General features: G+C 39.8%; 13 protein-coding genes. 6 read left to right on the forward strand and 7 right to left on the reverse strand.

Annotated features, from left to right (window positions below):
• Nucleotides 1-577: 577 nt before the first annotated feature.
• From FXV77_RS04130 to FXV77_RS04140, 3 genes are read left to right on the forward strand one after another with little or no spacing between them, the layout of a single operon-like run.
• Nucleotides 578-931: a BlaI/MecI/CopY family transcriptional regulator gene (locus tag FXV77_RS04130; protein ID WP_148917958.1), complete on the forward strand. Its 354-nt coding sequence runs from the start codon at nt 578-580 to the stop codon at nt 929-931.
• Between the two features lie 12 nt (nt 932-943).
• Nucleotides 944-2,512 carry a M56 family metallopeptidase gene (locus tag FXV77_RS04135; RefSeq protein ID WP_148917959.1) on the forward strand — a complete coding sequence of 523 codons (1,569 nt, stop codon included), beginning with the start codon at nt 944-946 and terminating at the stop codon, nt 2,510-2,512.
• A gap of 57 nt (nt 2,513-2,569) precedes the next feature.
• Nucleotides 2,570-3,172, forward strand: coding sequence for a trimeric intracellular cation channel family protein (locus FXV77_RS04140; protein ID WP_148917960.1), 603 nt, complete (start codon nt 2,570-2,572; stop codon nt 3,170-3,172).
• 22 nt (nt 3,173-3,194) lie between these two features.
• On the opposite strand, the gene def is transcribed toward FXV77_RS04140, so the two are convergent.
• Nucleotides 3,195-3,782 (reverse strand): peptide deformylase, encoded by a 588-nt coding sequence (gene def / locus FXV77_RS04145; RefSeq protein ID WP_148917961.1) that lies wholly within the window; start codon nt 3,780-3,782, stop codon nt 3,195-3,197.
• Between the two features lie 88 nt (nt 3,783-3,870).
• Here def and FXV77_RS04150 point away from each other — a divergent pair, with 88 nt between their 5' ends.
• From FXV77_RS04150 to miaA, 3 genes are all read left to right on the forward strand, one after another.
• On the forward strand, nt 3,871-4,644 hold the full coding sequence (locus tag FXV77_RS04150; RefSeq protein ID WP_148917962.1) for a hypothetical protein: 774 nt from the start codon (nt 3,871-3,873) through the stop codon (nt 4,642-4,644).
• A gap of 125 nt (nt 4,645-4,769) precedes the next feature.
• Entirely contained in the window at nt 4,770-5,942 is a 1,173-nt protein-coding gene (locus tag FXV77_RS04155) for a Gfo/Idh/MocA family protein (RefSeq protein WP_148917963.1), read from the forward strand.
• Nucleotides 5,939-6,844, forward strand: coding sequence for a tRNA (adenosine(37)-N6)-dimethylallyltransferase MiaA (miaA, locus tag FXV77_RS04160; protein ID WP_246162254.1), 906 nt, complete (start codon nt 5,939-5,941; stop codon nt 6,842-6,844). Before FXV77_RS04155 ends, miaA begins: the two co-directional genes overlap by 4 nt.
• A gap of 64 nt (nt 6,845-6,908) precedes the next feature.
• On the opposite strand, the gene FXV77_RS04165 is transcribed toward miaA, so the two are convergent.
• The 6 genes from FXV77_RS04165 to FXV77_RS04190 form a co-directional block, all read right to left on the reverse strand.
• Nucleotides 6,909-8,462 carry an Rne/Rng family ribonuclease gene (locus FXV77_RS04165; RefSeq protein WP_148917964.1) on the reverse strand — a complete coding sequence of 518 codons (1,554 nt, stop codon included), beginning with the start codon at nt 8,460-8,462 and terminating at the stop codon, nt 6,909-6,911.
• Between the two features lie 283 nt (nt 8,463-8,745).
• A complete protein-coding gene (locus FXV77_RS04170) occupies nt 8,746-9,579 on the reverse strand; it encodes a tetratricopeptide repeat protein (RefSeq protein ID WP_148917965.1) in 834 nt (277 codons plus the stop codon).
• Between the two features lie 12 nt (nt 9,580-9,591).
• Entirely contained in the window at nt 9,592-9,876 is a 285-nt protein-coding gene (locus FXV77_RS04175) for an HU family DNA-binding protein (RefSeq protein WP_093364748.1), read from the reverse strand.
• Nucleotides 9,877-10,239: 363 nt separating this feature from the next.
• Entirely contained in the window at nt 10,240-10,695 is a 456-nt protein-coding gene (locus tag FXV77_RS04180) for a hypothetical protein (RefSeq protein WP_148917966.1), read from the reverse strand.
• A 92-nt stretch (nt 10,696-10,787) separates the two neighbouring features.
• Nucleotides 10,788-11,408: an alpha-ketoglutarate-dependent dioxygenase AlkB family protein gene (locus FXV77_RS04185; protein WP_148917967.1), complete on the reverse strand. Its 621-nt coding sequence runs from the start codon at nt 11,406-11,408 to the stop codon at nt 10,788-10,790.
• Nucleotides 11,409-11,418: 10 nt separating this feature from the next.
• A complete protein-coding gene (locus tag FXV77_RS04190) occupies nt 11,419-12,261 on the reverse strand; it encodes a methylated-DNA--[protein]-cysteine S-methyltransferase (protein ID WP_148917968.1) in 843 nt (280 codons plus the stop codon).
• Nucleotides 12,262-12,293: the final 32 nt, after the last annotated feature.

Genomic DNA, 12,293 nt, shown 5'->3' on the forward strand with positions numbered 1-12,293 from the left:
TCTGTTGACCGGATCGTCAGTAATATGTACTGTACGGCCCGGACCGAAAAAATTGTATCTTCTACAGCTCTCCCCCTTTAAAAGGGTCCTGCTGCGCCACATGATCATATATCCTTAAAGAACTTTTTCGCCCCCGCTTCGCGCTTCGGCTCTATATATCTATACCGCTACGCGGCAGTCGATCTTCTGTTTTAACCCTTTCGGGATGGCAAAGGTAAGAGGTTTTTTGAAATCCGCAAAATTTATTTTCAATTTCCAAAAAACAGTCCCCCGGTTGCCGGTTATCCCTCTTCATCATACCCCTTTCACCGACAACACCTCCCTCGCGGAGTGGGGCAAAGGTAGAAAAATTAAACACATAATCCAACACATACCTCCCTTTTAACATCCCAAAAAATACAAATCACTGGAAAACTGGTAGATATTTTTACTCCGGCTTAAGCCCGCCGATGGCTATGAGCCCTAAAGGCATCTCCCGAGACCGAAAAGTGTAAGCAATATGTTAAAAAAATATTTATTATTTGGAATATACGAAACACTTCGTACATTTACCTACGAAATCATTCGTAGATAAAACATGAAACCGACAGATAGTGAAATGGAAATATTGCAAATCCTCTGGGAAAAAGGGGAGAGCAGCGTACGAAGTGTACATGAAGAACTTAACAGAAAAGACGTTGGATATACCACCACGTTAAAACTTATGCAAATTATGCTAGATAAAGGAATAGTTTCGCGCGACACTTCGGCAAAGACTCATTTTTACAAAGCCTCATTAAGTAAAGAACAAACACAGCATACGTTTTTAGAAAAGATGATCAATACGGTGTACAATGGCTCTACTGCCCGTTTAGTTATGCAGGCACTTGGCAACAAACGTACTAGTAAGGCAGAAATCGAATTAATAAAAGAATATTTAAATAACCTTTAAAATCTACACGTTATGGACAGCCTACTTCAAAATATCACGCAAGCACTAGGATGGAGCATGGCACATTCCCTTTGGCAGGGAGTGTTAACTTACGGAGCGTTACGCTTCATTTACCTCTTGTTGCCAAAACTTGCTTCTAAAAATAAATACGCTTTTGCTTTATTGGGACAATTTATTCTCTCTATCTCCTTTATGATTACTTTTGGTTATTATATAGATGTTTCATCTACATCGGAAAAAGCAATTCTGCATGACGGAGGCACACTATTAACATTATCTCAAGAAACTCCCTCTTCGCTCTTAAACACACTGGAATCCTTGCTGCCGTGGCTGAGTTCTTTATATATAATAGGACTTTTTTTCCAATTCATCCTTTTTAGTAGTAGTTTATCCAAACTCCATTACCTCAAAACACGAGGGCTATCCATTATACCAGTTACATGGAACCAATCTTTCCAAGATATTTGCTCCAAGCTACAAATCAAACAAAGTATACAGTTTCATTTATCTGAAAAAATATCCGTACCCCTAGTAATAGGACATTTAAAACCTATCATTCTATTTCCTATTGCATTTGTCAATAATCTCAAATTAGAGCAAGTTGAATCTATATTAATACACGAACTGGCACATATTAAACGGTGGGATTACCTATTCAACCTATTTAAGGTCGCCATGGAAACAGTATTATTTTTTAACCCTTTTATTTGGCTTCTTTCACGCCATATAGAAACCGAACGCGAACATGCCTGTGATGACGTCGTAATGAAGTGGACGCCTTCATCCATTGCCTATGCTCAAGCACTAATGTCTGTTGAGTTTCTTAAGAACACCTCTACTCCCGTACACGCTATGGCAGCTGTCGGTAAAAAATATCATTTATTACATCGTATACAAAGAATCACGAATATGCAAAAGAATCATATCAATGCACGACAACATCTTATAGCTGTTCTTCTGTGCTCCTTCGCCTTAATCACCGTCGCTTGGATCGCGCCCGTAGAAACGCCAATTGCTGCTATGGAAGAAACAGACATCATAACTGTAATCCCTTCCACAACAACCTATCAAATACCCGAACCGCCGATTGCAACAGACTATCCTCCTCTTTCTCCTGACACCATACAACCTCCGTTGGCACCCAAGGCCAAAGATGTTACAACAGAAAGAGAGCCGCTTAAGGATATAGAAGCAGAAGCTAAAAAGATAGAAGCTTATTATAACGCTCCTGAATGGAAAGAAAAAATAGCACAAATTGAAGTGGACGCACGCAAAATCGAAGAATACTATAATTCGTCAGAATGGAAAAACAAGATTGCGAACATAGAAATCCAAGCTAAAAAAGCAGAGGAATATTTCAATTCGCCGGAATGGGCGGCGAAAATAGCACAAATAGAGGCAAGCACCCATAAGATTGAGGAGTATTACAACTCGCCAGAATGGAATAGCAAGATTGCCGAAATCGAAGCACAGGCTAAAAAAGCAGGAGAATATTTCAACTCGCCGGAATGGAAAAGCAAGATTTCTGATATCGAAGCAAAAGCTAAAAAGATGGTGGAAGACTTTAACTCTCCTGAATAATATGATCATCCCGCTATAATGCACTATCTTTGCGCATTATTATACTATTATTGAGGGATGAACATACTTTATTACATCGACCTTCTTGGTACTATGGTATTCGCTATATCCGGCGCGATGGCTGCTAATCGTTCGGGAATAGACATTTTTGGCGCTACATTTACAGGATTCGTGACGGCAATTGGAGGAGGCTCTTTACGTGATGTGTTTTTAAATCTACGGCCGATATGGGTTGATGACAGTAATTACCTTGTTGCCATTTTAATAGGCGTTATTATTTCTATCGTTGCGAACAGACAGTTATATAGGCTGGCAAGAACGCTAACTTTCTTTGATGCATTGGGCATAGGTTTTTTCTGCGTGGTTGGTGTACAGAAGTCTCTTACCTACGAAAGCACACAAACCGCGGCCGTAATTCTAGGTGTGTTTTCCGCTGTCATGGGAGGTGTTATTCGCGATACCTTGATGAATGAAACACCGTTGATTTTTCGAAAAGAAATATACGCCACGGCCTGTCTCTCCGGTGCAATTATGTATATGATTCTGGGCTCTTGGGGTGTTGATACGGCAATCAATGCCTTTGTCTCTACCTTAACTGTTTCCGTTATCCGTCTTGTAGCAGTGAAGTATAAATTATCGTTACCCGGAATAGGGGGTTAAAAAAGAAAAGGCAACTTCAGTGCTACCTTTTCTTTTTTAGGTTGGGAAATTTCATTTTATATCCTACTTCTACCATACCTTTGGAGATAGTATCTAGTTTTCCTTTCAGCATCGCTTTCTTTAATGGACTCAATTTATCCACGAAAAGTTTGCCTTCGATATGATCATATTCGTGCTGAACGACACGGGCTGCGAGTCCGGAAAGTTCCACTTCATGCTCCTCAAAATTTTCATCCAAATAATTAATTACGACATGAGAAGGGCGCATAACCTCCTCGTTAATATCCGGAATGCTTAAACAACCTTCGCTAAAGCCCCATTTCTCCCCTTTTTCCTCTATGATAATAGGGTTAACCAGTACTTTTTTAAAGTCTTTCAATGCTGGATCTCCTTTATCATCTTCGTCATCTTCCGCAAAGGGGGAAGCATCAATTACAAATAAACGAATAGGTAACCCGACCTGTGGTGCAGCGAGTCCCACTCCACGAGCTGCATACATGGTCTCAAACATGTCGCTAATCAACTCTTTCAAGTTAGGATAATCTTCATCAATCTCCTCTGCCTTTTTTCTCAATATAGGATCGCCGTAGGCGACAATAGGTAATTTCATCAGTTTAAAATCATCTAATTTATCAATTCCTATGCAAAGGTATCAATAATAATTTATACACATTTAGATTGTATTAACTTTGTATGATATGGGTATACCCTTAGCAATAGCAGATTTTATTTTCGAACTAGAAAAGGGTTTGGATATTTCCTTTTCTCGCCAATGCTTAAATGAAGTGGTCATTCTACATTCCAAAACACCATATTTTGCTTTGGCTATCTATTTCGCAGAAAATGGAGGGCGCATAAATGTAGGCAATATCCGTACTTTTCATATTGATCAAGATCAAATTTTAAAAGATCCATACAAAATTCTCTCTCGCTTGCACGCTCTTTTAGGGAAGGGAAAAGTGATTTATGCCCGTCAAACAGTCGTTGCTCGTATAGACAAACGCATAACTTTAGCTTTTCTAGAAGAAAACCACCTTCAAGTTGCCATTCCTGGCAAATATCGTTATGGCTTATTCCATGAGGGAGAACTTCTCTCAGTTGCCATTTTCAGCGGTGGTAGACGAATGCGGGAACAAGCATCAAACTATCGGTCTTTCGAACTCATACGTTTTTGCCACAAAGCAGGATACCGTGTGGTCGGCGGAATATCAAAACTCTTAAAGGCATTCACAGAAGATTTTCATCCAAATGATATTATGACGTATGTTGACCGGGATTGGGCACAGGTTTCGAATCTCCACACATTGGGCTTTCGGGAACAGGGACATACCTCACCGCAGGCGTTTTGGATTGTCGATAAGGACCGTTATTACATAGCGCATGCGGAGCATCTTTCCAAGCTTAAACAAACGTACCCGACAGGGTATCTTTCACATAACCAGGGGAGTACAAAATTAGTGCTTACGCTATGAAACCGATCCCGATTTATTGGGAGCGCTCTCTTCGGCCATTTTAAGAAAAATAATTGGATGAAAACTAGTTTCGGTTGCGTATATTTAGCGTGATAAAATTTTACACTAAAACAAATTATTTATACATGAAACGTAAACTACGTATGGGCATGGTTGGCGGTGGCAAAGATGCTTTTATTGGAGCAGTACACCGGATCGCCGCCTTTATGGACGGAAAAATAGAGTTAGTTTGTGGTGCATTCAGTATCAATCCCGAGATTTCCAAACAATCTGCTGAAGAGCTTTTTGTTGCACCAGACCGTGTATATGCGGATTACGAAGAGATGATAACGAAAGAAGCTCAATTGCCTGAAGGTGAACGTATGGATTTCCTAACCATTGTTACACCTAATTTCCTACATTTTGCTCCGGCAAAGATGGCCTTGGAAAATGGTTTTGATGTTGTCGTAGAAAAACCAATGACGGTCACATTAGATGAAGCAAAAGAGCTTAAAGCCGTCGTAGAAAAAACAGGGAGAACCCTTTGTCTTACGCATACTTATTCTGGCTACCCCATGGTGAAGCAGGCTAAAGCAATGGTAAAAGAGCGGCATTTCGGAAAAATTCGGAAAATTGTGGTGGAATATCCTCAAGGCTGGTTAAGCCGTTTATCAGAGCGTGAGGGAAATGCCGGGGCCGCTTGGCGTGCCGATCCAAAGAAATCAGGTCTGTCTCTTGTTATGGGTGATATTGGAACACACGCCGCGCATTTAGCGGAATACGTTTCAGGGTTAAAAATCATAGAGTTGTGTGCTGACTTGAGCACTTTAGTAGAGGGGCGCGTACTCGATGATGACGGGTCGGTATTATTACGTTTTGACAATGGGGCAAAGGGAGTTCTAATGGCTTCACAAATCTCGGCTGGAGAAGAAAATGCCGTGAGAATCCGTATCTATGGTGAAAAAGGAGGTCTAGAGTGGGCAAACGAAGACCCTAACAACCTTATCATCAAAATGTTGGATCAGCCTCGGCAACTCTACCGGACCGGCAACGCATATACCGCACCTTATACATTAAGCTCATTTGCTACGCACAATACGCGTATACCGGCAGGACACCCTGAAGGATTGCTAGAGGCATTTGCAAACATCTATCGCAATTTCGCAGCTACTGCAAGCGCTAAACGGGAAGGCAGAACCCCTTCTCCAGAGGAATTGGATTTCCCATCTGTAGACGACGGCGTACGTGGGATGGCGTTTGTTCAATATGTTGTGGCTAGCAATGCCAGCAATGAAAAATGGACGAAATTTGAAGCGTGAACCACATCACAAGAATACACGAACTCATTCATCAGGCGAAAGGTAACCTTTCGCCTGATTTATTAATCATTATACTTGGTCCTACCGCTTCGGGCAAAACGAAGCTAGCTGTTGAATTAGCTACCCAAATTAACGGTAGCATTATATCCGCAGACTCTCGTCAAGTCTACAGGAATATGGATATTGGCACAGGAAAAGATTTGGAAGATTATCGGGATGTACCGTACCATCTTATCGATATCAAAAACGCGGGAGATCAATATAACGTGGATCTCTTTCGTACAGATTTCTTCCAAGCTTATGACTATATTATAAGCCTACAAAAACGCCCTATACTTTGTGGCGGATCGGGCTCTTATATACAGGCCGTTTTGCAGGAAAGACCTTACGCACAAATTCCAAAAGATAAGGATTTACAGCAAAAACTATCCTATTTAAGCAAAGGCGAGCTGCTAGCACAAATACAAGAGATCGGTATTCCAAAAAACCTCAAAATAGATTTTGACAGTCATAAACGATTAGTGCGTGGTTTAGAAATTCTACTATATCTACAAGATCACACCGAAATCTTACAACCGCAACGCGTCATTTCTAACTATCTTGTTTTCGGACTCCACCCCCCTCTAGAGCAGAGACGTGACTCCATCACGCACAGACTTCAAGAGCGTTTGCAACAGGGACTTATCGAAGAAGTGGAGAATTTAATTACCATGGGATTAAATTACGACAATTTAATTTATTACGGTTTAGAGTATAAATACGTTGCGCTATACCTCCAGGGTTCGCTGACTCATAATCAATTGGTTAATAAGTTAAGCACAGAAATACATCGATATGCCAAACGGCAAATGACTTACTTCCGCAAAATGGAAAGGGATGGAATTAAAATACATTGGCTATAGTATACATACTTCTATAAAAAAAGGAGATCGATTTGATCTCCTTTTTTTATAATCTCTCCTAGACTTACAATTTAATCTCTTCGTCTTTGGAATTGAAGAATCTAAACTGCGTCAAATAATACGATGACACGGTTCTTATTTTAATCCATTTACCGTATCTGAAAAACCACTTGAGTCTTATAGAGAATAAACCAGACTTGATGTAGGCGCCTATATAAGGGTGTACACATAATGTAATTCCTTTTTCGTTTTGCTCTTGTAAGATATAACTCAAATTGCTTTCAATATCGTCTAGCAATACTATGCTCGAACGAATTTCGCCAGTTCCTCCGCACGCCGGACATTTTTCATTTGTCACGACACTCATTTCGGGTCTGACGCGTTGTCGGGTTATCTGTACCAATCCAAATTTACTTGGTGGAAGAATGGTATGCTTAGCGCGATCGTTTGCCATACATTCCTTCAAAAACCCATACAACTCTTTGCGATTGGCTGGTTTGTGCATATCGATAAAATCGATCACTACGATACCACCCATATCACGTAATCGCAATTGCCTTGCGATTTCTTTTGCTGCTTCTTTATTTACCAGCAGCGCATTTTCTTCTTGATTTTCTTTACTAGCAATTCGGTTACCGCTATTGACATCCACTACGTGAAGGGCTTCGGTGTGCTCAATTACAAGATAAGCACCACCTTGCAGGTTTACCGTTTTGCCGAAAGACGCCTTAATCTGTTTTTCGATACCGAAATGGTCAAAAATAGGTTCTTTATGTTTATAAAGTTTCACTATTTTTTCCAAGTCGGGCGAAATTTCCTGCACATACGATTTTACTTCTTCATATAATGCATAGTCATTGACATGGACATGTGTGAATTCGTCCGTTAATATATCTCGTAAAATGGTAGAAGCTCTATCCATTTCTCCCAATACTTTCTGGGCCGGTTCAACACTTTTAAGGCGTTTGGTAAAAAGTTCCCATTTCGAGATTAAATCTAAAAGGTCTTTCTCTAATTCGTCTACGCCTTTTCCTTCAGAAACTGTCCGTATAATAACGCCGAAGTTTGGTGGTTTAATACTTTCCACGATCTTCTTCAACCTATTCCGTTCAGCATTTCCTTTAATTCTCTTGGATATGGAAACTGTACTCGAAAACGGAACCAATACAACGAATCTACCTGCGATGGATAGGTCCGAACTTAATCGGGGACCTTTCGTCGAGATAGGTTCTTTGGCAATCTGTACTGGCAAAAGCAAGTTTCGGCTTAATATATCCGAAATTTTCCCTGCTTTATCAATATCCTTTTCGAGCTTCAAACTATTGAGCAGCTTCTCTTGATAGCTGCCATTCTTTACTATCCTTGTTAGCTTGAGCAAAGACTGAACCTGAGGTCCTAAATCCAAATAATGTAAGAACGCATCTTTCTCGTAGCCTACATCTACGAAAGCGGCATTAAGACCAGGCATAATCTTTTTGATTCGCCCTAGATAAATATCGCCTACGGCGAAATTATTATCGGCCTGTTCCTTGTTCAGCTCAACAAGCTGTTTGTCCTGTAGTAAAGCAATAGTCACCCCCTTGTCGGGAGTTGAATCGATAATTAATTCCTTTACCAACAGCTACTCATTTACGGCTCTATACGCGTTGTATCTAGCCTGATGAAACATAAAAAACTCGTTAATGAAAAAAATACAATCTATGATTTTGCGTTTGAAAAACCATAGATTGTATGACGTCTCGCAGGCTTCAGCCTAAAAGACCAACAAGCTTATTTTTTCTTGTGTCTATTTTTTCTTAAACGTTTTTTACGCTTGTGCGTAGCCATTTTGTGTCTTTTTCTTTTTTTTCCGCTTGGCATAGCTTTAATGTTTTTTAATGATTATAAATTAAATATGTTAATTACTTGCTGAGTTCTTCCACACGTCTGTCGATGAACTGAGATAGGGTTGGATCTGAGGCCAGCTCTTTGCTTTTCTGAAAAGCGGCGATGGCTTCATTTTTCAATCCAATATTTTCGTAGCCCGTTGCTAGGTAAAAGTACGATTCTGCATCGGGGCCCAATTCAACAACTGTTTTAAATCGCTCAATAGCTTTGTCGAATTGCCGGGACTGCAACGAGAACAGTCCCAATGTTTTGTTTGCATGAATGTTTTTCGGATCTTTCGCAACAACCTCCTGTAACAGCGCAATCCCCGCCATTGGATTACCACTTCCGGTAACCATAGCTGCGCCCAAACCTGTTTTTGCGTCCAAATTGTTTTCGTCCAGTTCTGTTGCTTTTTCATACGAACGAATTGCCAATCTATTCAACTCCGCCGACATCGCTGTATCTTGCAAGTTCGTATATGCTGTCCGATAGGCATCACCCGCTTTCAACCAGTACTCAAATTTAGGTGAAGTTTCAGCCATTTCTTCATAGATAAATCCTTGCGGGGCAAACTTGGCCACATCATCCCATTTTTGTGCTAATTGTTCCAACAAAGCAACCTTTGCATCTCCATCGGCCTGTGCAACTTTTTCTTCCAAACCCGTAATCTCCTGTGCTATACTGGCGTTTATGGTCTGTTTGGTTATATCAGATACACTTTGGAAGTTGAAAGCTGACGAAGACGCTGTGGTAGTCGAATTATTAGCTCCGTTGTTTTCGTCTACCAAACCTTTAATAGGTCGCGCAAGAAGTCCGCCCATTAAGGCGACTACAATGACAATTACTATTATTTGTTTGGTATTCATCTCGGTTGCGTTCTACTTGTTTCCTTGTTTAACTTTTTCCACAAAAACTTTTGCCGGTTTAAAACTTGGCACATAATGTGCTGGGATAATAATCGCTGTGTTTTTTGAAATATTACGAGCTGTCTTCTCCGCTCTTTTCTTCACAACAAAACTTCCGAAACCTCTAACGTATACATTCTCTCCGCTAATCATAGCATTTTTCACTACTTTAAAAAATGCTTCTACTGTTTCTTGAACATCTACTTTCTCTAAGCCTGTCTTATTAGAGATCTCCGCAATAATTTCTGCTTTAGTCATATCTGTTTTTTACTGTAATTATTTATTTTTCAACCCTTAACGCAACAGCAGTTTGGGGATGCAAAAGTATCTTTTTTTTATGATGTTTAAAAATTTATTTTGTTTTTTTACCAAACTTCGTCGATTCAAAAACTTTTCTGTATCAACTATTTATATATTTTAGAAATTGGAAACCAAACATAACTTACACTTAAAAACAAAATATAACGTTAATTTTCATCAGAATAAATTGTTTTTTAATAGCAATAAAGTTCACATAAACCACTCATATTCTTTTGTTTATGGAAATTATGAAGGTTTCAACATCTTCATCATGAGTTTAACGGACTTGTGTCAACGCAACAATTCACTAATTTTATCGATTTAATAAAAATTCAGCGGAATATTCAGCGTCACCGAGCCCGTCAATCCTTTCAACGGTTTAAAATCTTGTTTAGTTTGCATATCAAATCCATAGCCTATCCCTAAATCGACTATGGAAAGAATGCTTATTCCAACTTTGGGTGTCAACGTATAAGGTGTCACCTCTGCCTGAACAAATGGAAACACCAAATTATTGCTTAGATAGTAAGTAAAGCCTATTTCGGGGATAACAGTGGTCTTGCTTTGCATCCATGTAAAGTTTGCGCCGGCATTAATCTTCATATATTGATGGTCATTAGGCGCAAATAGCCCCCATCCGGATGCTTTTAAAAAATTTCCACTTTGATATTGCCACCCTAAAGATGGTCCCCATATCCAACCCAACTTCTGCGGCTTTTGCGCTTGTAAGCTTCCTATCGAATAACAACAAATGATCAACCAGATCCCTATTTTCATTAGCTATATTTTGTTTAAATTTAACGTAAATTTCGATATATTAGGAATCGGAATGTAATCTTCATGTATTATTGCCCAATTTTCGCATTGCCTTAATCACCCACTTGGCTCTCTATCGTTCTAAACGTCAGGTTTACTCTTGGTGTCGTTATCTTTTTAGTTGGGGGCAATCTGTGCAGCCAGTGTGTCTGTGTGGTATCTTTCATAACCAAAAGACTTCCATGTGCTAAAACAAGTTCTATCTTCTCTTGGGTTTGCTTATGCTTGAACACAAATTTTCTTTCTGCACCCAAGCTCATGGAACCAATTGCTCCGTTCTTCTTTAAATCGCGCTCCCCATCACTATGCCACGCCATCCCCTCACCGCCGTTATGATACAGATTGAGTAGACAAGAGTTAAATGTTTCGCCTGTTTCATCTTCTATTAATCTTTTTAATTCCAATAATTCCGTCGTCCAGGGCAGTGCATATTTCGTTGTGTTAGAATAGGTATACGCATATGGCTTTTCTCCATACCAAGCTACTTTTCTTTTGGTGATGATTTTCTTCCCGAAAAGAATAGCTTCATCATTTTGCCATACAATCGTTTCTAACAACCTATTCAGGTAAAAGTCTGCTTGTTTTTTTATCATCAGTTTACCGTAATAATGGACTGCTCCATCATAGGGAAGCCAATTTTTATTTTTATCCGGAGTTTGACTAAATAAGTCCATGTTCTATATTTTAAACCCGTGTTTTCGCTCTTTCCCAACCAATAATCGCTGTTTTCCTCGTTGATCCCCACATATATCCTCCAAAAGATCCGGAAGATTGTATAACCCGATGGCACGGAATTAAAAAAGCAACCGGATTACTCGCTATAGCAGTTCCAACAGCTCGAGAAGCTTTAGGATTTCCTATCTGTCCTGCTACATAACTATAGGTTGACAATTTACCCATAGGGATTTTTAACAGGCTTTCCCATACTTTCAGTTGAAAGTCCGTTCCCTTTAAATGTAGTTTGATTTCGCGGAGTTGGCTCCAATCATTTTGAAAGATGAATAAAGCATTTTGCTGCAATAAATCCAACTTCCTTTGAAGTGTAGCATTCGGAAATTTTGCTTTTAGGTTGCTCAACGCCTTACCTTCATCATCTTCAAATGCCATATAACAAACACCTTTCGCGGTAGACGCCGTAATCAATGCACCAAAAGGGCTTTCGGCGTAACTGTAATTGATCTGTAGATTTTTACCGCCGTTTTTATATTCTGCAGGCGTCATTCCCTCGATATTTACGAATAAATCGTGAAGACGGCTCGTACTGGAAAGTCCCGTTTCAAAAGTGGTATCGAACAATGTTGCCTGCTCCTCCTTTAGCAGCATCTTGGCGTGTTCTATAGAAATGTATTGCAAAAATCTTTTCGGGCTTGTTCCGGCCCATTCCGTAAACATGCGTTGAAAATGTGCAGGACTCAAACTTACCTTCTCCGCAACATCGTCTAAGTTAGGCTGTTCCTTAAAATGTGTTTTGATATAATCGATGGCTTTTGCGATACGATTATAATTCATAGCTGCTTGTGTTTCCATCTTCTTCTTATTTCTTACTCTACAAATTTCCG

It is taken from the genome of Sphingobacterium phlebotomi, from assembly GCF_008180195.1.
GTDB classification, from domain to species: domain Bacteria; phylum Bacteroidota; class Bacteroidia; order Sphingobacteriales; family Sphingobacteriaceae; genus Sphingobacterium; species Sphingobacterium phlebotomi.

Bases quoted from the DNA above. Each gene is read 5' to 3' on its own strand.
- FXV77_RS04150 (WP_148917962.1), top strand. From the start codon at position 3,871: ATGGGTATACCCTTAGCAATAGCAGATTTTATTTTCGAACTAGAAAAG.
- def (WP_148917961.1), bottom strand. From the start codon at position 3,782: ATGAAATTACCTATTGTCGCCTACGGCGATCCTATATTGAGAAAAAAG.
- FXV77_RS04140 (WP_148917960.1), top strand. From the start codon at position 2,570: ATGAACATACTTTATTACATCGACCTTCTTGGTACTATGGTATTCGCT.
- FXV77_RS04180 (WP_148917966.1), bottom strand. From the start codon at position 10,695: ATGAAAATAGGGATCTGGTTGATCATTTGTTGTTATTCGATAGGAAGC.
- FXV77_RS04170 (WP_148917965.1), bottom strand. From the start codon at position 9,579: ATGAATACCAAACAAATAATAGTAATTGTCATTGTAGTCGCCTTAATG.
- FXV77_RS04175 (WP_093364748.1), bottom strand. From the start codon at position 9,876: ATGACTAAAGCAGAAATTATTGCGGAGATCTCTAATAAGACAGGCTTA.
- FXV77_RS04185 (WP_148917967.1), bottom strand. From the start codon at position 11,408: ATGGACTTATTTAGTCAAACTCCGGATAAAAATAAAAATTGGCTTCCC.
- FXV77_RS04155 (WP_148917963.1), top strand. From the start codon at position 4,770: ATGAAACGTAAACTACGTATGGGCATGGTTGGCGGTGGCAAAGATGCT.
- FXV77_RS04190 (WP_148917968.1), bottom strand. From the start codon at position 12,261: ATGGAAACACAAGCAGCTATGAATTATAATCGTATCGCAAAAGCCATC.
- FXV77_RS04130 (WP_148917958.1), top strand. From the start codon at position 578: ATGAAACCGACAGATAGTGAAATGGAAATATTGCAAATCCTCTGGGAA.
- FXV77_RS04135 (WP_148917959.1), top strand. From the start codon at position 944: ATGGACAGCCTACTTCAAAATATCACGCAAGCACTAGGATGGAGCATG.